At 67.9% G+C, this 18,637-nt stretch carries 16 protein-coding genes and 3 pseudogenes; 11 read left to right on the top strand and 8 right to left on the bottom strand.

Annotated elements, in window-relative coordinates; translation table 11 throughout:
* Window positions 1–33: 33 nt before the first annotated feature.
* From RKD20_RS16880 to RKD20_RS16850, 7 genes and pseudogenes are all read left to right on the top strand, one after another.
* Window positions 34–1,299 (top strand): cytidylyltransferase domain-containing protein, encoded by a 1,266-nt coding sequence (locus RKD20_RS16880; RefSeq protein WP_424878448.1) that lies wholly within the window; start codon window positions 34–36, stop codon window positions 1,297–1,299.
* Window positions 1,300–1,313: 14 nt separating this feature from the next.
* On the top strand, window positions 1,314–2,255 hold the full coding sequence (locus RKD20_RS16875) for an N-acetylneuraminate synthase family protein (protein WP_424878447.1): 942 nt from the start codon (window positions 1,314–1,316) through the stop codon (window positions 2,253–2,255).
* A 104-nt stretch (window positions 2,256–2,359) separates the two neighbouring features.
* Window positions 2,360–3,434, top strand: a pseudogene (locus RKD20_RS16870) (hypothetical protein).
* 89 nt (window positions 3,435–3,523) lie between these two features.
* Window positions 3,524–3,880 (top strand): SseB family protein, encoded by a 357-nt coding sequence (locus RKD20_RS16865; protein ID WP_424878446.1) that lies wholly within the window; start codon window positions 3,524–3,526, stop codon window positions 3,878–3,880.
* Window positions 3,877–4,473, top strand: a complete 597-nt coding sequence (locus tag RKD20_RS16860) for a hypothetical protein (RefSeq protein WP_424878445.1) — start codon at window positions 3,877–3,879, stop codon at window positions 4,471–4,473. Before RKD20_RS16865 ends, RKD20_RS16860 begins: the two co-directional genes overlap by 4 nt.
* Complete coding sequence (locus RKD20_RS16855; RefSeq protein ID WP_424878444.1) at window positions 4,473–9,182, top strand: putative T7SS-secreted protein; 4,710 nt, start codon at window positions 4,473–4,475, stop codon at window positions 9,180–9,182. The genes RKD20_RS16860 and RKD20_RS16855 overlap by 1 nt, the downstream gene beginning before the upstream one ends.
* 2 nt (window positions 9,183–9,184) lie before the next feature.
* On the top strand, window positions 9,185–9,457 hold the full coding sequence (locus RKD20_RS16850) for a DUF6881 domain-containing protein (protein ID WP_424878443.1): 273 nt from the start codon (window positions 9,185–9,187) through the stop codon (window positions 9,455–9,457).
* Between the two features lie 83 nt (window positions 9,458–9,540).
* On the opposite strand, the gene RKD20_RS16845 is transcribed toward RKD20_RS16850, so the two are convergent.
* The 5 genes and pseudogenes from RKD20_RS16845 to RKD20_RS16825 form a co-directional block, all read right to left on the bottom strand.
* Window positions 9,541–10,386: a DUF234 domain-containing protein gene (locus RKD20_RS16845; RefSeq protein ID WP_424878442.1), complete on the bottom strand. Its 846-nt coding sequence runs from the start codon at window positions 10,384–10,386 to the stop codon at window positions 9,541–9,543.
* A 368-nt stretch (window positions 10,387–10,754) separates the two neighbouring features.
* Window positions 10,755–11,414, bottom strand: coding sequence for a class I SAM-dependent methyltransferase (locus tag RKD20_RS16840; RefSeq protein ID WP_424878441.1), 660 nt, complete (start codon window positions 11,412–11,414; stop codon window positions 10,755–10,757).
* A 53-nt stretch (window positions 11,415–11,467) separates the two neighbouring features.
* A complete protein-coding gene (locus tag RKD20_RS16835; RefSeq protein WP_424878440.1) occupies window positions 11,468–11,677 on the bottom strand; it encodes a DUF397 domain-containing protein in 210 nt (69 codons plus the stop codon).
* Between the two features lie 242 nt (window positions 11,678–11,919).
* Window positions 11,920–12,117, bottom strand: a complete 198-nt coding sequence (locus RKD20_RS16830) for a DUF397 domain-containing protein (RefSeq protein WP_359429985.1) — start codon at window positions 12,115–12,117, stop codon at window positions 11,920–11,922.
* Window positions 12,118–12,130: 13 nt separating this feature from the next.
* Window positions 12,131–12,562, bottom strand: a pseudogene (locus RKD20_RS16825) (DUF5753 domain-containing protein); the annotation flags it as partial.
* Between the two features lie 6 nt (window positions 12,563–12,568).
* On the opposite strand from RKD20_RS16825, the pseudogene RKD20_RS16820 reads away from it, so the two are divergent.
* Window positions 12,569–12,684: pseudogene (locus RKD20_RS16820) on the top strand (ATP-binding protein); the annotation flags it as partial.
* A gap of 43 nt (window positions 12,685–12,727) precedes the next feature.
* On the opposite strand, the gene RKD20_RS16815 reads toward RKD20_RS16820, so the two are convergent.
* The 3 genes from RKD20_RS16815 to RKD20_RS16805 all read right to left on the bottom strand — a co-directional run bounded on the left by RKD20_RS16815 (window position 12,728) and on the right by RKD20_RS16805 (window position 14,963).
* A complete protein-coding gene (locus RKD20_RS16815; protein WP_424878439.1) occupies window positions 12,728–13,465 on the bottom strand; it encodes a trypsin-like serine protease in 738 nt (245 codons plus the stop codon).
* A gap of 438 nt (window positions 13,466–13,903) precedes the next feature.
* Window positions 13,904–14,104: a DUF397 domain-containing protein gene (locus tag RKD20_RS16810; RefSeq protein ID WP_359429992.1), complete on the bottom strand. Its 201-nt coding sequence runs from the start codon at window positions 14,102–14,104 to the stop codon at window positions 13,904–13,906.
* 7 nt (window positions 14,105–14,111) lie between these two features.
* A complete protein-coding gene (locus RKD20_RS16805; protein ID WP_424878438.1) occupies window positions 14,112–14,963 on the bottom strand; it encodes a helix-turn-helix domain-containing protein in 852 nt (283 codons plus the stop codon).
* Window positions 14,964–15,179: 216 nt separating this feature from the next.
* Between RKD20_RS16805 and RKD20_RS16800 the strand changes: the two genes are divergently transcribed.
* From RKD20_RS16800 to RKD20_RS16790, 3 genes are all read left to right on the top strand, one after another.
* Window positions 15,180–15,587 carry an ATP-binding protein gene (locus RKD20_RS16800; protein ID WP_424878437.1) on the top strand — a complete coding sequence of 136 codons (408 nt, stop codon included), beginning with the start codon at window positions 15,180–15,182 and terminating at the stop codon, window positions 15,585–15,587.
* Between the two features lie 440 nt (window positions 15,588–16,027).
* Window positions 16,028–17,248, top strand: coding sequence for a M20 family metallopeptidase (locus RKD20_RS16795; RefSeq protein ID WP_424883239.1), 1,221 nt, complete (start codon window positions 16,028–16,030; stop codon window positions 17,246–17,248).
* Between the two features lie 308 nt (window positions 17,249–17,556).
* A complete protein-coding gene (locus tag RKD20_RS16790) occupies window positions 17,557–18,615 on the top strand; it encodes a BMP family lipoprotein (protein ID WP_424878436.1) in 1,059 nt (352 codons plus the stop codon).
* The last annotated feature ends 22 nt before the right edge of the window (window positions 18,616–18,637 follow it).

The raw sequence follows: 18,637 nt of genomic DNA, 5'->3' as shown, positions 1-18,637 counted from the left end.
ACCTTCCGAAGCCCTTTCCAAGGAGCTGAACCCATGTCCCACCCGCAAGCGGGCCAAGGCGTCTCCATGCGCCGCGTGCTCGCGGTGATTCCCGCGCGCGGCGGCTCCAAGGGCGTGCCCGCGAAGAACCTCGCCCCGGTCGGCGGGGTGCCCCTGGTGGCGCGAGCCGTACGCGAGTGCCGGGCCTCCCGCCTGGTGACCGACGTGGTGGTCTCCACCGACGACCAGGCCATCGCCGCGGCGGCCCGCTCGGCCGGTGCCGAGGTCGTGCTGCGACCGGCCGCCATCGCCGGCGACACCGCCACCTCCGAGGCCGCCGTCCTGCACGCCATGGACGCCCACGAGGCACTGCACGGCGCCACCGTCGACGTGGTGCTCCTCGTGCAGTGCACCAGCCCCTTCATCATCCGCGAGGACGTGGACGGAGTGGTCGGCGCCATCGTCGACAACCACGCCGACTCCGCGATGACCGTGGCCCCCTTCCACGGCTTCGTGTGGCGCGACGCCGACGACGAGGCCCGCGCCGGCACCGTCGAGGAGGCCGACGCGGCCGTCGGCGGCGGCTACGGCGTCAACCACGACAAGTCCTTCCGCCCGCGCCGCCAGGACCGCCCCCAGGACTTCCTGGAGACCGGCGCCGTCTACGGCATGGACGCACCCGGCTTCCGCAAGCACCAGCACCGCTTCTTCGGCCGCACCGAACTCGTGCGCACCGACCCCGCGCGCGTGCTGGAGATCGACGACCACCACGAGCTGGCCCGCGCCCGCGCGCTGGCCCCCCTCTTCGACGCGGACCGCCCCGGTTCGCTGCCTTCCTTCGAGGACGTGGACGCGGTCGTCCTGGACTTCGACGGCACCCAGACCGACGACCGGGTGCTGATCGACGCCGATGGAAAGGAGTTCGTCTCCGTGCACCGCGGCGACGGACTCGGCATCGCGGCCCTGCGCAACAGCGGCCTGAAGATGCTGATCCTCTCCACGGAGCAGAACCCGGTCGTCGCCGCCCGCGCACGGAAGCTGAAGATCCCCGTGCTGCACGGCATCGACCGGAAGGACCTCGCACTGAAGCAGTGGTGCGAGGAGCAGGGCATCGCGCCCGAGCGCGTGCTCTACGTCGGCAACGACGTCAACGACCTCCCGTGCTTCGCCCTCGTGGGCTGGCCCGTGGCGGTCGCGAGCGCCCACGACGTGGTACGCGGCGCCGCCCGTGCGGTCACCACCGTCCCCGGTGGCGACGGCGCGATCCGAGAGATCGCCAGCTGGATCCTCGGCCCCTCTCTCGACTCCCTCGACAAGTAAGGAACCGTCCCGCCATGACTGTTAACTCCCGCCTGCGCACCTTCGGCACCGAGCGCATCGCAGGACCCGGCCAGCCCGTCTACATCTGCGGCGAGATCGGCATCAACCACAACGGCGAGCTGGAGAACGCCTTCAAGCTCATCGACGTGGCCGCCGAAGCCGGCTGTGACGCCGTGAAGTTCCAGAAGCGCACCCCGGAGATCTGCACCCCGCGCGACCAGTGGGACATCGAGCGCGACACCCCCTGGGGCCGGATGACCTACATCGACTACCGCCACCGCGTGGAGTTCGGCGAGGACGAGTACCGCCAGATCGACGCGTACTGCAAGGAGAAGGGGATCGCCTGGTTCGCCTCCCCGTGGGACACCGAGGCCGTCGCCTTCCTGGAGAAGTTCGACGTGCCGGCCCACAAGGTGGCCTCCGCCTCCCTGACCGACGACGAGCTGCTGAAGGCGCTGCGCGCCACCGGCCGCACGATCATCCTGTCCTCCGGCATGTCGACCCCGAAGCAGATCCGCCACGCGGTCGAGGTCCTCGGCTCGGACAACATCCTTCTCTGCCACGCCACTTCGACGTACCCCGCGAAGGCCGAGGAGCTCAACCTGCGCGTGATCAACACGCTCCAGGAGGAGTACCCGAACGTCCCGATCGGCTACTCCGGCCACGAGACGGGCCTGCAGACCACCCTCGCCGCGGTCGCCCTGGGCGCCACCTTCGTCGAGCGCCACATCACCCTGGACCGCGCCATGTGGGGCTCCGACCAGGCCGCGTCGGTCGAGCCGCAGGGCCTGGTCCGCCTGGTCCGCGACATCCGCACCATCGAGGCCTCCCTCGGCGACGGCGTCAAGAAGGTCTACGACTCCGAGCTCGGCCCGATGAAGAAGCTGCGCCGCGTCCCCGGCGTGGTCGCCGAGGCGGAGATCGCGGCCGCCGCGGGCGAGCCGATCTCGGTCTGAGCCACCAGGTGCCGAGTCCTCAGGTGTCGTCTGCCTGAGGACTCGGCGCGCCCCCTGCATACGAGCGCCGCATGAGCGCCTTACGACGGGACGGTCGTACGTCGATGAGCCCCCGCGCCGGGAACACCGGCACCTCCACTCTCGCGTTCGTCGAGAGTCCGGTCCAGCTGCTGAACGTGCTGGAATGGGCGCATGCCCACGCGCCCGGCGCGGAGCTCGTCCTCGTCGTGCTGTCCCCGACCGACCCCATGACCCGCGGCCAGCTGCGCCGGATGGCCGAACTCGCCCGCGAGGAGGGCCACGAGGTCCGCTGGGAAGAGGCTAGGGGCGGCCCCGCGGCCCCCTTCCAGACCATCGGGGGCCTTGCCGGGATGCTCCGCAGGGCGGACCGCATCGTCCTGGGCGACCCCTTCTCCCGCTACGTACAGCTGCTGCTGACGATCACGCGCGCCCCCGACCTGGTCGTCGTCGACGACGGCACGGCCACCATGGAGTTCGTCTCCCAACTCGCCCGGGGCGAACGCCTGGTGCGCTGGCACCGCAAGGGCGGCCGCCCCAGCCCCCGCGACCTCGCCTTCGCCCCGATCTCGGCGGCGGCCCGCAAGCGCCTGACCGCCGGGGGAGGGCCGGGGGGTCGAGATCTTCTCCTCGATGCCGATGGAGGAGGCGCCGGCGGGAGTGACGATGTCGGTGAACTCCTTCGCCTGGACCCGCTCCCGCTTCGGCCCGCCGCGCATCACCAAGGGCGCCGACATGGTGGGCACCTCGCTCGTCGAGACGGGCGTGGTGGACGCCGACCGCTACCTGGAAGCCGTGACCCGCCTGGCCAAGACCCACGGCGCGACCCGCTACTTCGCCCACCGCCGCGAGGCGACGGAGAAGCTCCACCGGCTGGCCGTGGAGACAGGGCTGGAGATCGTCCGCCCTGACCTCCCCCTGGAGCTGATCGCCCGCCGCGGCCCGATCGGCCGTACGATCCTCAGCTTCCCCTCGACGGTCGTCCACACCCTCCCGCTGGCCCTGGCCGGCACGGAGGTCCGGGTCGCCGTCTGCGACATCGACCCGGACTGGCTGACGGAGACGGCGTCGCCTCGGGCGCAGGGGTTCCTGTCGGGGGTCACGGGGACAGCACGGGACGTACATCGCCTGTCGGCGGTGACGGTGGTACCGGCTGTCTGAAACGCGGAGGGCGGCTCTCAGCTGAATCGTCTAGCATCATCGTTCACTTGTGCGACGTTCGATGAGGTCTACGACGGGGGGCGGCCGGCGTGCATGCCGAGGCGTTGCGGGAACGGCGGGCGGAGATTGGGGAGTTCCGGCGCAGTGAGGTCCTGGTGCCGGTGGTCGACGGCTCGTTGCTGTCGGCGGAGGCGGGCGGGATTCGCTGGCTGTTTGCGTTCACGGAACGCGCGGCGCTGGAGCGGTTCGCCGAGGCGCGGGGTGAGGCCGCACCCGACTGGGTGCCGGTGTACGGGGCGCGGTTGTTGGACCAGGTGATCCCGGCCGTCGACGGCCCCGTCGGCATCGCGGTGGACGCGGGAAGCCGGACGGGCTTCGTCCTTCCGCCGGTCGTGGGGATCGTGCCGGACGCGGTGGCTGTCGACACGGGGGAGTCGGTGGCGTGAGCGACGGCTACCAGGTCGATCCGGAGGCGATGGCACGCATCACCCGCGGCATCAACCAGGCGATGGACGAGCTGAAGCAGTTCGGCTTCGACATCGAGGCGAACCTGGGCCGCGGCTTCGACGACCTGTCGATGACGGGCCTGGAGGCGGGCGACGACGGCCTCCAGCAGGTCTTCGCCGACTTCTGCGACCGCTGGGGCTGGGGCGTGCGCTCCCTGATGCAGGACGCGAACGAGTTCGCGGGCCGCTTGGGGTTGTCGGCGGGGATCTACCACGAGCAGGAGCAGTACGTCTCCGACACCCTGAAGTCGGTGTGGACGGCGGGCACGGGCAACCCGTACCTCTCCCCGGACGAGGTGAAGGAACGTTCCTGGTCACAGACGCTGAAGGACAACCCGGTCAGCCAGGTGGCGAACGCGGACTACAGCGCGGAGTCCTTCACGTCCGGCCAGGACGAGGTGAAGGCGGCCTGGTCGCAGGCGGCGGAGGACGTGGAGACGTCGACGGTGACGCCGGACGCGTTGTTCGATCCGCGGACGGACTGGCAGTGGAGCGGGCCTCCTTCCGCGGATTCCTCGGAGAGTGAGGGCTGATGGGCTTCGGGGATCTGGTCGACGACTTCGGCGACGGCCTGGAGGGCGCGGCGGACGGCCTGAACAAAGGGGTTGGCGAGGCGGTCAACTGGGGCACGGACAAGGCGGCGGGACTGCTGTCGGACGTGGGCGCGGACGGCGCGGCCGAGCGGGTCCGTGACTTCGGCGAGAGCGTGAACAACCGCCTCGGCGGCACGGTGGCGGAACGCGCGCTGGGCGAGACCGAGGACCCGAAGGAACTGATCCACGGCAGCGAGCCGGCGCTCCGCGAACGCGCGGGCCATCTGCGGAAGTTCGCGGCGGCCTTCGAGAACGTCGGCCAGGGCATGCGCTCCCTTGACCCGGGCGAGTGGCGGGGCCAGGCCGCGGACGCGTTCCGCGCGAAGTTCGACGTACAGCCGAAGCAGTGGCTGACGGCTGCGGACGCGTGTACTGCGGCGGCGGGGGCGTTGGAGTCGTACGCCGACATGGTGACCTGGGCGCAGGGGCGGGCGCGGGCGGCGATCGAGAAATACCGGGCCGCGCAGGACGCCTCCCGGCGGGCGGCGGACACGTACGAAGCACAGGTGTCGGCGTACAACCAGGCGGCCGACCGCTACAACGCGACCGCCGAGGCAGGCGGCGACCCGGGCGTGAAGCCGACGAAACCGGGCGACTTCGTCGACCCCGGGACGGCGGGCCGCGAGGAAGCGCAGGAGATCCTGACCCACGCCCGCCGCCAGCGCACGGACGCGGCGCAGGACGCCCGCCGCAAGATAGCCGCAGCTCTGGAATCGGCCCCACCGAAGCCGGAGTTCACCGACCGCCTGGGCGCGGGCGCGGCGGACCTGTTCGTCGGCACCCAGCTGAACTCGGTCCACGTCCTGGGCGGTCTGCTGCGCGGCGGCACGGACGTCCTGAAACTGGCCCGCACGGTGAATCCGCTGGACCCCTACAACCTGACCCACCCCGGCGAGTGGTCGAAGAACTCCTCGATGCTGCTGGCGGGGTTGGTGGGGACGGCGGCCCATCCGGAGCGGCTGCCGATGTCGCTGCTGGGGACGGGGTGGTCGAGCGATCCGGGAGACGCGGCGGGCTATCTGCTCTCGAACCTGATCGGGGGGAAGGGCGCGGGGGGTGCGGGCCGGGCCGCGCTGAAGGACGCGTTGCGCGGGGCGGCCAAGGACGCGGCGACGGGAGCAGCGCGCAACGGCACGCGTCGCGGGCTCATGGACGTGGCACGGGAACTGAAGTGCAAGCTGTTCGGCAGCGACCCGATCGACATGGCGACCGGGCGCATGTCGTTGCCCCAGACGGACGCGTCGCTCCCCGCCCGGCTCCCGCTCGTGTTCTCACGCCAGTTCGAGTCCTCGTACCGGGCGGGCCGCTGGTTCGGCCCGTGCTGGACGTCGACGGCCGATCAGCGCCTGGAGATCGACGCCGAGGGAGTCGTCTTCGTCCGCGAGGACGGCTCGTTGCTGGCGTATCCGCACCCGGCTCCCGGTGTGCCGGTGTTGCCGCTGGCGGGCGAGGGCCACCCCCTGACGGTCGACGAGTACGGCGACTACACGGTCACCGACCCTGCCGCCGGCCGTGTGTGGGACTTCGCCGGACCGGGCGGCGACGGCAACGGCATCGCCCTGCTCTCCCAGCTCATCGACCGCTCCGGCCAGTGGCTGACCTTCGAGTACGACGACGAGGGCGCCCCGACCGGGATCGTGCACTCGGCCGGCTACGACCTGCGGATCGAGCGGTCCGAGAACCGGATCACGGCCCTGCGCCTGACCTCCGGCGAGGACATCGAACTGGTCCGCTTCGGCTACGACGCCCGAGGCCACCTGTCGACGGTCACGAAGTCCTCGGGCCTGCCGACCCGCTTCACCAACGACGAGCTGGGCCGCATCACCGCCTGGACGGACACCAACAACTCCTCGTACCACTATGCCTACGACGACGAGGACCGCTGTGTCTCGCAGGGCGGCGAGGCGGGTCACCTGAGCTACACCTACACCTACGGCGACCCGGACCCGACGACCGGCCGTCGCACCGTCACGGCGATCAACTCCCTGGGCCACAGCACGCGGTACGACATCACGAGCGACGTACAGGTGGCGTCGGTCACCACCCCGGACGGCGCCACGACCCGCACCACCCACGACCGCGCCCACCGCCCCCTCACGGTCACCGACCCCCTGGGCCGCACGGTGAGCTACGCCTACGACGAGGCGGGTCGTACGGTCCTGGCGATCCGCCCGGACGGCCACTACACCAGCATCGCGTACGACGCCCAGGGCCTGCCGGTCACGGTGACCGCACCCGACGGCACGTCTGTGGAGCAGCAGTTCGACGAGTACGGCAACCGCACGGCGGTGACCGACGCCTCGGGCACGACGACCCGCTTCACGTACGACGACCGGGGCCACCTGGCATCCGTCACGAATGCCCTCGGGGACGTGTCGCGCGTGCGCTGCGATGCGGCGGGCCTCCCCCTGGAGATCACCGACCCACTCGGCGCGGTGACCCGCTACTCCCGCGACGCCTTCGGCCGCCCGGTGCGGATCACCGACCCCACGGGTGCGGTGACGGCCCTGGAATGGACGGTGGAGGGCCGCCTGTCCCGCCGTACGGCGGCGGACGGTACGACGGAATCCTGGACGTATGACGGTGAGGGCAACTGCACGGCCCACACGGACGCGTCGGGCGCGGTCTCCCGCTTCGAGTACACCCATTTCGACCTGCTGTCGGCCCGCACGGATCCGGACGGGGTTCGCTACGAGTTCTCCCACGACACCGAACTCCGCCTGACGCAGGTGGTGAACCCGCAGGGCCTGAGGTGGAGTTACGAGTACGACCCGGCAGGCCGCCTAGTCTCGGAAACGGACTTCGACGACCGCACGCTGACGTATGAGCACGACGTGGCGGGCCAGCTGACAGGCACCACGACCGCATCCGGCGAGTCGATCCACTTCACGCGGGACGTCCTGGGCCAGGTGATCCGCAAGGAGGCGGCGGGGTCGGTCACGACGTATGCGTACGACACGTCGGGCGCCTTGGCGGAGGCCACGAGCCCGGACGCGACAGTGACTTGGGAACGGGACGCAGTCGGCCGCGTGCTCTCGGAGACGGTGAACGGCCGCGCACTCACTCTCACCTACGACGTGTTGGGCCGCCGCACCAGCCGCACCACGCCCACGGCCGCGACGACGACGTGGTCGTACGACGAGTCGGGCAACCGCACCGGCATGGTGGCATCGGGCCGCACCCTCACCTTCACGCACGACGAGGCGGGCCGTGAACTGACCCGCCACATAGGCGAGTCGGTGACCCTGACCCAGTCCTTCGACCCGCTGGGCCGCCTGACGAAACAGGACCTGGTCGGCCCCACCGGCAACCACCTCCAGCACCGCGCGTACGCCTACCGGCCCGACAGCAACCTCACGGCCATCGACGACGACCTGAACGGCACGCGCCGCTTCGACCTGGACGCGGCGGGCCGCGTGACGGCGGTCCACGGGGCGAACTGGACGGAGACGTACGCGTACGACGAGGCGGGCAACCAGACGCAGGCGACGTGGCCGTCGAGCCACCCGGGTTTTGAGGCGACCGGTGACCGCGCCTACTCGGGCACGCGCATCACCCGAGCCGGCTCCGTCCGCTACGAACACGACGAAGCGGGCCGCATCACCCTCCGCCAGAAGACCCGCCTCTCCCGCAAGCCGGACACGTGGCGCTACGAGTGGGACGCGGAGGACCGCCTGAAGGCGGTGACAACCCCGGACGGCACGCGCTGGCGCTACCACTATGACCCCTTGGGCCGCCGAATCGCCAAACAACGCCTGTCCCCGGACGGCGAATCGGTCCTGGAACAGGTGGACTTCACCTGGGACGGCACGACCCTCTGCGAACAGACGACGAAGTCCCCATCTGTCCCGAACCCGGTCACGCTGACTTGGGACCACCAGGGCCTGCACCCGATCACCCAGACCGAACGCATCACCGCGCCCGATGCCCCGCAGGAAGAAATCGACTCCCGCTTCTTCGCCATAGTCACGGACCTGGTCGGCACCCCGACCGAACTCATCGACGAGGCCGGCGACATAGCCTGGCGCACGCGCAGCACTCTATGGGGCACAACGGCGTGGGCTACCGACAGCACGGCATACACACCGCTCCGCTTCCCGGGGCAGTACTACGACCCTGAAACGGGGCTGCATTACAACTACTTCCGGCATTACGATCCTTCGACTGCCCGCTACACTTCGCCGGATCCCCTTGGTCTGGAAGCCGCTTGCAATCCCACCACTTACGTCCATAACCCTCATGCGTGGGTTGATCCTCTTGGTCTGACTCCATGTCCTCCAGCAGGCGTAGAGGTTGTCCGGGGGGATGACCTTGGATCCCTCTTTCATTACACGAACGAAAAAGGATATGAGGGGATCTTGGGGAGTGAAGAACTGCGACCTTCGTTGAAGGCCACCAACCCCAAGGATGCTCGATACGGCGACGGGCAATATCTGTCGGACACGCAGCCCGGCACGAAGACGCCAGGTCAGCTTTCCCACGCCTTCCTGCGAGTGCCCTGGGCTGGGCACAAGTTTAGCCACTTTATAGAGATAGATGTGAGAGGGCTTGACTTGTGGCGATCCGTCGATCGGCCAGACGTGTATCTTGTACCCAACCAGCAGCCTCTTGATGTGGCTGGAAGAATAGTACGCCACGGAAAGAATTGATTATGGAGTATTGGAAAGTTATCTGGCATCACGACTTTGAGGCGGAGCCGGTGGCCTTCTTCAGTGAAATTGGAGATGACGGTTACGAGACTCGAAAGGTGCAAAAATACCGCGATGGACGCATTCTGCGCACTGACGGGTCTGATGAAAACTCTGAGATTGGATTGAGTGAAATCCCTGTCGGGGAAATCGAAGATGTTGCCGCACAGTCAGAGTTCTCTGCGTTCGTCATCTCGGAGGCTGAGTTTGAAGAGGTCTGGAACCGTGCTCCGTGACATAGTTCGATCGTAGATTGCCTTGTCGGCCGAAGAAGTGGTGGAGAGGGCTCGCGCCTACCGCCCATCGAGCTGTAGGTGGCCTATCGGGACTGCCAAGCCCGTACGAGATCCTCCGGCCCCCAACACGCGGTCAGCGGCAGACCCTCGACCACCCCGCAGGGTGAGACCACGACCCGAGCGGTGTCGGGTGCGGCGCCGGGGACGGCGAGCATGTCCCGGACGAGAGCGTCGTAGTCATGGCGGCCGAAAGGCTGGTTTCCGAGCCACTTGACCGACCCGACGAACTGCACCTGCCGAGCCACCGGTTCGCGGTCCGCGCCGATGAGGTCGATCTCGGGGTTGTTCTGCCGGTTCCACCAGCCGTCGATGGCCTCGGTCTCTGGCCACTCGCCGTTGGGAAGCAGGCGAAGCAGCGACTCTCGGATCAGTGGCTCGATGGCGCGGCCACGCCAGGTGGACCAGGACCGTTCGATGCGTTCCAGCGCCACGTCGCCACGCCCGCGCTCGATCAGCGGGATCGCACGCTGCAGGAACGCCAGCCAGAAGCGCAGGTACGGGTCGGCGATCCGATAGCGCCTGTTCTTGCTGTCCGGTTTGACGGACAGCGGGAGGTCGGCCGTCAGAACCCGCTTGTCCTGCAGGGTGGTCAGCAGCGGCGAAAGGATGCCGGCCGGCAGTGCTCCGCCACCGCCGGCCTGAGCGGCGATCGCGCTGAACGTGCGCTCGCCGCTGCCGACCGTTTCCAGTACGGCCCGTGACTGCGACGCTGCGGGGAACTCGCCCAGGAGGAACGGCTCACCGGCTAGCACGTCGGCCAGGTTCAGGGGCTGGACGGTGTTCTTCGTCGCCCAGCCGAAGAACGGCCGTCCAGACGACTGCAAGGACTCCATCACGGACACGTCGCTGCCGACGAGCAGGAGCAGCACCGGCTTGGACGACAGATGTCGGTGATCACTGCGATGCTGGGGGAGTCATCGGCGATCGCGAGCGCCAGCGAGCGCAGGGCTTGGTTCCAGTCCTGTGCTTGGAGTCCGGCGACCAGCTCCGCCTCCGGCAGGGGGGACTGCGCCAGAGTCCCGACAAAATCGGCACGCTCCGTAACGGGGTTACGGCCGCGGGTGGCTTGGAACACCACATACGGCAGGCCTGAGCGGTCGCAGAACTCTTGAACCAGCCGAGACTTTCCGACCCGCCGCCGACCAGTCATGGTCACGGCCGCAAAGGTAGATCCATTCTTACGTAGATTGAATCTTACTTCAGCCCTTGCTGCCTTCCGGCGGCACCCGAAGCCGTCCTACGCCGGTTTCCTCGCCACCAGGTACGCCCGGGACAGTTTCTCCTCGCCGAGGGGCTCCCTGAGCACTCGGAGGATCACCTGGAGGCCCGACTTCGTGAGGGGTTCCGCCACCGCCTCCGGAGTGCGCAGCCAGTAGTCGAGGGAGATCTTGTGTCCGAAGCGTTCGTCGAGGTGCAGGTGGGTGCCGCCGGGTTCGTACTGGAAGCCGATCAGGGCGTGCGCTCCGGGGGCGAGGACGCGGTGGAACTCGGCGAAGGCTGTGCCGAGGTGCTCGTCCGGTACGTGGATGATCGAGTACAGCGCCGTGATGCCGCCCAGCGTCTCGGACGGCAGGTCCAGCGACGTCATCGAGCCCACGTGGAAGCGGAGGTCCGGGTGGGCCCGGCGGGCCAGTTCCGCCATGCGCGGGGAGACGTCCACACCGAACACCGGGATGCCGAGTCCGTGGAGCGCCGCGGTCACGTGGCCCGGGCCGCTGCCGATGTCGGCCACGGGGCCCGCTTTCTGCTCCTTCACCAGTTCCGCGAAGCCGGTGATCTGGGCTCTGTCCAGCGTGGGGATGCCGGCCCAGTCGGAGAACTGCACGGTGTAGGGCACGGCGATCGTGTCGTACGCGGTGCGGGTGGCCCGTATGAAGTCGGGAGTCTCGGCGTTCACGGGCTGCACCCTAGTGGGACGTCAGGAGGTGGCGGGTGGAGTTTCCCTGACGGTCATCTGGGGGCGTGGGGTGGGGACTTCAGAGATTCGAGGAAGGCGGTGAAGGCTTCGGTTGGGAAGGCGAGGGTGGCCCAAGTGGGGGCCTTGGAGTCGCGGACGGCTATGTGGGAGCGCAGGTCCGCTATCTCCACGCAGTCGTTGCCCTCGCCGCCACCGGAGAAGGACGACTTCTGCCATTGGGGCGTGCCGGTCCTTTGGGCCACCGGGGCGAAGACCTGCGGTGACTTCAGCGCTTCGAGGGAGGGCGCGAATGCTTCGGCCAGGAAGGTGAGGGGGCGCCGCCCAGGGTCGTGGAGTCGCGTATGACTATGTGGGGAGTTCGCGATCTCGACGCAGGAGTCGCCGTCGCCGGGGCCTGGGTAGGGCGACTTCCGCCAGTTGTCGGGAGTGCTCATGTGGGTGTCACAGCGATTTCGTCAGGCTGCGGATGCAGCCACGCTGACCGTCAGCGGCTGGCATGCGGGGTCTTCAGGGCTTCGAGGAAGGCGGTGAAGGATCCTGTCGGGAAGGTGAGGGTGGCGCGGGCCGGGGACTTGGAGTCGCGGATGGCTATGTGGGTGGGGCGGGTTGAGATCTCTACGCAGGCGTTGCCGTCGCCGCCGCCTGAGTAGGACGACTTCCGCCAGTAGTCGCGTGCGCTCATTGGATGCCTCGCCTCACAGCTCTTTGGCCAGATTGTGGATCAGGTCCCGTGTCTGTTCTGGATCGAGTGACGATGCTTCTACTCTACGGAAGAGCGTTCGGAATAGACCGAGTTGGGCCTCCGCGTCGATGAATGCCGTGCCGTGTGGCGCGTCGCGGACCACGGTGTCCAACTCCGGGATGTCGCCACCGGCATAGATCATGGCGCTGCCTGTGTCGTCGAAGCGCTCCAGGGTGAACGGGATGATTCTGACGGTGATGTGGTCCGCTTCGGAAAGCTCCAGGATGCGGGCGAGCTGGGTCAGTGAGGTGGCCCGGCCGCCGACCCTGATTCGTAGTGCTGCTTCATGGATCACCGCCCGGTAGGGGATCGGTGCGGGCCTTTCGAGGATTGCTCGGCGCTGCATGCGATGCCGTACGTGTAGCTCGCGGTCGGCCTCGGGGAGCGGGAGGAGGAGGGGCGGGGGCTGGCCTTGGTCGAGGCCTGTGCTGATCTGTGGGGGTGGCAGCCGTTGGCCAGGCGCGGCAACCGGGGATGTTTGTGTGGTGTGAGCTGGCCGCCGCCTAGCGAGTTCCATTGCATCGGACGGCGTGTCAAAACAGGCATTTGGTCATGCAGGTGGTGCAAGAACTGGAATGCTGTTCAGGTTTGAAGTGATCCAGGGGAGAGTGGATCCAACCTTTGTGTACGCCGCTGCGCCTCCCCGCGACTTCTGGGAAAGTACCCCCACCAGTGTTTCAACGACTTGTCCATTAATGGACTGCTCGTTGATCAATGGGCCCCCGCTGTCGCCGGGTGTGACATTTCCGCGGTAAGACTCGGCCTTCATGAGGTAGTTGTACCCGCTCAGCGCTTGCGCTGACGAGTACACCTGGTCTTTGATCTTCATGTTGGCGGCCTGAAGGGTGGGAGAGTTGCTGCCCCATCCCGATGCGAGGGTCACCGTTCCATTCTTCCAAAGACCTTTTTGGTCGCTTCGCGCGAGAGGGAGTGTGGCGATTGCAGTCGTTGACTGGAAATGGACCAGGGCGAGGTCAAAGTTGCTACCGAGCCTCAGATCGACGGCGGTGCGGACCTGCCCGCCTTCCGTGGAGCTGGTCGAGCCAAACCGCATGGCGATGGCTCCGAAAGCGGGGTTGTATCCGTGATCCTTGAAGCAGTGCTTCGCCGTTATCCCCACATCCGGACGAATGAGGATGACAGTGCATAGTTCACTCGTAGTCGATGAGTAAGGAATGAGGATCCTGCCCACATACGGAAGATCGCCATTGGCGACCGGCCACCCTCCCTCGATGGCGCCAGCCGGGCTTGTACCCGTCCCTGCAGTGATGCACGCTGCAAAAAGCATGCAGAGAGCTGCGCGTCGATGTAGGCGCGACATTCCTTTAAGTGAAACCATTGCCCCCCCTGGGCTTCGTGCGGACCCCATAGTGCGGAGTCCATTTATGTAATCATTCAAGCACAAATTGTGACGCGAGGCGGGGGTCTTCAACCGGTGCACTGCATCGTGCTTGCGGAGTTGAATGCGCCGGCGCGTTCGACTGGGCCCGCGCGCCTGGGCGGCGCTCCCACGTCCACGCCGAAGACCGGGACGCCGAGATTGTGTAGCGCCGCGGGCACGTGGCCCGGGCCGCTGCCGATGTCGACCACCGGGCCCTTCCCCTGCTCCTTCATCAACTCGGCGAAGCCGTGATCTGGGCTCTGTCCAGCGTGGGGATGCCGGCCCAGTCGGAGAACTGCTCGGTGTAGGGCTCGGCGAGGGCGGCGGGTGGAGTTTCCCCGACGGTCATCGGTTGAAGGAGTGTGGGGACTTCAGGGCTTCGAGGAAGGCCGTGAAAATGTCGGGCGGGAAGGTGAGGGTGGCCCGTGTCGGGGTCTTGGAGTCTCGGATGGCTATGTGTATGGGGGAGTTTGCGATCTCTACGCAGGAGTCTCCGTCGCCGGGGCCTGAGTAGGACGACTTCCGCCAGTTGTCAGGGGTGTCCATGAAGTCCTCACAGCTCTTTCGCCAGTCTGTGGATGAAGTCGCGCGACCGTCCGGGGTCGAGCGACGCGGCCTCCACCTTAAGGAAAAGTGTTCGAAAGGCGCCGAGTTGGGCTTCTGAATCGATGAAGGCCGCACCGTGTGGGCCGTCGCGTACGACGGTGTCGAGCCTTGGCACCGTTCCTCCCGCGTATGTCATGGCGCTCGCGGCTCCGGCGAAGTGCTCCACGCCGAAGGGGATCACCCGCACGGTGATGTGGTCCGCTTCGGAGAGCTGCAGGACTCGGGAGAGTTGTGCGCGTGAGGCAGCTCGGTCGCTGACCATGATGCGCAGCGCCGCCTCGTGGACGACGGCTACGTACGGCTTGGGGACGGCGCCCTCAAGAGTCATCTTGCGCCGCATTCGGTGCTGGACGCGCAACTCCAGCTCTTCGTGAGGAAGTTCAGGGACTCTGTATCCGTATACGGCACGGGCGTAGTCCTCCGTCTGGAGCGGGCCCGGGATGTACAGGAACTGAGCTTCCCGCAGGAATGTGGCGTGGTGCTCCAGCTCGGCGAGGTCGAGGAACGGTGTGGGCAGGTGCCCCCGATACTCCTCCCACCAGCCGCGGGTGCGGTCGGTCGCCATGGCCACCAGGGCGTCGATCAACCCACTGTCCGCGCAGGAGTAGTGAGCGGCCAGGCGGCGGAGGCGTTTCTCGCTGACGCCTGAGACGCCCGACTCGATCTGGCTGATCTGGACGGAGTTCACTCCGAGCAGCGCCGCTGCCTCGCGGGCGCTCAGGTCTGCCGCCTCTCGGAGCCTGCGCAATTCGACCGCCAAGCGCATCTGGCGTGCAGTGGGCTCGCGCTTGGTCCCCATCGACCACCCTTCGTTCAACACGCCTGTGTGCATGACTCGTTCGGGGAGCAGGTTACGCGATCGGCTTGCTGTCTCTTAAATCTAAGGTCTACCGTCAGTGACGCGACGCACACTCTGCGGAACACCGGGACCCCGGAAGCGCACCGCCCCGTCCTGCCATGACGGCTGCGGCACTGCCACCGCCCGCCAATCGCCCCCCCGACCTGGAGCTGACGCATGCCCGAAAACAAAAACGAACCCTGGGAGTACACGCTCTACATCCCCAACGACCTCCGAGCCGTCACCGTCGCCCGCCGCACCCTCCGCCTCATCCTGACGATGCACGGCCTGGTCTGCCTCGTCGACACCGCGGAGCTCCTCGCAGCCGAGTTGGTCTCCAATGCCGTACGGCATACCAACGGGCCCGCCGCGCTGCGGGTGCGCTGGTCAGCGGGGGTGCTGCGGATCGGTGCCTGGGACGCGGACCCCGGGCCTCCAGAGCCGCCCGGTGAATTGGGGCTGCTGGGGGAGGAAGGGCGGGGTTTGGCGTTGGTCAAGGCCTGCGCTGATCTGTGGGGGTGGCAGCCGCTGGCCAGGCACGGCAACCGGGGGAAGTTCGTGTGGTGCGAGCTCGCTGCGGCCTAGACGTGGCTCCGCCCCGCCCCGCGCCGGCTGGTCCGATGGCTCTCCAGCCCGGTGGCTCCTCCAGGCCGTCCCTGAGACGGCTCCCTCCGGAATAGAGGTCGGAGCGAGTGTTCCTTGCCCGTGACCGCCCCACCTGCGCGACCGTCGGCCCTGGCGGACCGCGCCGCCACCACCAGCGATCACTCCACGTGACCGCGTCCCCGACCGTCGTGAGGCCCCCGCCCTCATCCCCGCCCCGTCCCGATCCCGTTCCGACAGATGAACAGAGCCCACGGGGGTAGGCGCAGCATGGTATGTGTGGGAAAGGAGGTTCCTACCCACCTCAAAACACATCCATGCGCCGAGCGGCCAGATTTTCTTCCACCCGCGGGTTGAAGTTTTGTTGATCGCGGGTCGGTTGGTCGCCCCGGCGTCCTACCCTTTAGAGGGTGAAGCAACTGATGTCACTGGAGTCCGAGGTCGATCTGCCCGGGGAAGCGCTGCTCCCCGGCGTGCTGAGCGACGCGCTGCACGCCGAACTCGTCCACTTCCGACGCGACTTGCACATGCACCCGGAGCTCGGCAATCAGGAGTTCCGGACCACCGCGGCGATCAAGGAACGGCTGGAGCGGGCCGGGCTGAAGCCCCGGGTGCTCGCCGTCGGGACCGGGCTCGTATGTGACATCGGCGACTGGGACGGCCAAAAGCCCATGCTCGCCCTGCGCGCCGACATCGACGGCCTGCCCATCCCGGACATGAAGACCGAGTGCCCGTACCGGTCCACCGTGCCCGATCGGGCGCATGCCTGCGGGCACGATGTGCACACCGCCGTGGTGCTGGGGGCCGGGCTCGTCCTCGCCGACCTGCACCAGCGGGGGCTGCTGCCGCGGCCCGTGCGGCTGGTCTTCCAGCCCGCCGAGGAAGTGCTGCCGGGCGGCGCCGCCGACGCCATCGACTGCGGCGTGCTGGAGGGGGTCGGCAAGATCCTCGCCGTGCACTGCGACCCGCGGGTCGACGCCGGGAAGATCGGGCTCAGGACCGGGGCGATCACGTCGGCCTGTGACCGCCTGGAGATCGCCCTCGACGGGCCCGGTGGGCACACCGCCCGGCCGCACCTCACCACCGACCTCGTCACCGCCGCCGCCCGCGTGGTCACCGACGTGCCCGCGATCGTCGGCCGGCGCGTGGACACCCGGGCCGGGCTCGCCGTGACCTGGGGGCGGATCGAGTCGGGGCACGCCCCGAACGTCATCCCGCAGCACGCCGAGCTCTCCGGGACCGTGCGCTGCCTGGACCTCGACACCTGGCAGCAGGCTCCGGACATCGTGGTCGCCGCGATCGACGAGGTCGCCAATCTGCACGGGGCCAAGTCCGAGATCAACTACGTGCGGGGCGTGCCGCCGGTCGTCAACGACGGGGACGTCACTGAGCTGATCCGCGAGGCCATGACCGCCCGGCGCGGTGCCGACTCGGTCGAGAGCACCGAGCAGAGCCTCGGCGGGGAGGACTTCTCCTGGTACCTCCAGCACGTTCCCGGGGCCATGGCCCGCCTCGGGGTGCGGACGCCGGGGGAGCGGACCGTGCGCGACCTCCACCAGGGCGACTTCGACGCCGACGAGTCCGCGATCACCGTAGGTGTGGAGCTCTTCACGGCCGCGGCCCTGCTGGACGCCGCACAGTGATCCCAGCGTGACGGACGGCGCCCACGCGTGACGGACGGCCCCCACGGGGGCCGTTCCTCCGGCTGGCGCAACAGTGTCGTAAGCCAATTGTGCGCACATCGAAATCCCGGTGTGCGAAGGCGCAAGAGCCTCAGTTCAGACGCTGTTTGCCTCGAATCGATAACGGCTTCGGAAGAGGTCTGTTTCCGACATCTACGCGCGTTACGATGCCGCGAAGCCAACGCCGCAGGGGCGTTCAGGCCCGGGCACTGGCATGGTGCTCACATGAAGCGCCGACAAGGCGCTCAGGTCAGGTGAAGGAGCCTCCCGTGCGCCGGGTAGCCAAGCTTTCCGCTGCGTGTATCGCCACCGCAGCTCTCGCACTGACTGCCACTGCCTGTGGCAGCACTTCCTCCGGGAACGACAGCTCGTCGTCCGCCTCCGCCGGCAGCAGCAAGGGCGGCATCAAGATCGGCCTCGCCTACGACGTCGGCGGCCGTGGTGACCGTTCCTTCAACGACTCCGCCGCCCGCGGCGCCGACAAGGCCGCGAAGGAGTTCGGCGGCTCCCTCAAGGAGCTGACCGCCAAGAGCTCCGACACGGAGGCCGACCGCGAGCAGCGCCTGACCGACCTGGCGGACGCCGGCTACAACCCGATCGTCGCCGTCGGCTTCTCCTACGCCACCTCGGTCGACAAGGTCGCTCCCAAGTACCCGAAGGTCAACTTCGGCCTCATCGACTCGGTCGCGAAGGCCACGAACGTCGACAGCATCACCTTCACCGAGGAGCAGGGTTCCTACCTCGCCGGTGTCGCCGCGGCGCTGAAGACCAAGAAGGACCACGTCGGCTTCATCGGCGGCGTGGACACCCCGCTGATCAAGAAGTTCGAGGCGGGCTACGCCCAGGGCGTCAAGGACACCAACCCCAAGGTCAAGGTCGACGTCCAGTACCTGACCCATGGCTCGGACTTCTCCGGTTTCGCCGACCCCGCCAAGGGCAAGGAGGCCGCGTCCGGCATGCTCGACAACGGCGTCGACGTGATCTACGCCGCGGCCGGCTCCTCCGGCAACGGCTCGATCGAGGCCGTCTCCGGCGTCAAGGGCGCCTGGGCCATCGGCGTGGACTCGGACCAGTACAACATCCCGGGCCTGGCCAAGTACAAGAACTCGATCCTGACCTCGATGGTCAAGAACGTCGACGTCGGCGTCTACGACTTCATCAAGTCCGTCAACGACGGCAAGCCGCTGACCGGCAACCAGATCTACTCCCTCGCCAAGGGCGGTGTCAGCCTCTCCACCAGCGGTGGCTTCATCGACGACATCCAGCCCAAGCTGGACGAGGCGAAGAAGAAGATCGTCGACGGCACCATCAAGGTCAAGACCAGCTGACCTGACGGTTCCCGCCGGAACC

This window comes from Streptomyces sp. SLBN-8D4 (genome assembly GCF_049739545.1).
GTDB lineage: Bacteria > Actinomycetota > Actinomycetes > Streptomycetales > Streptomycetaceae > Streptomyces > Streptomyces canus_C.
The sequence above is the reverse complement of the archived record's forward strand: the minus strand, read 5'-3'. Positions and strand labels throughout refer to the sequence as shown.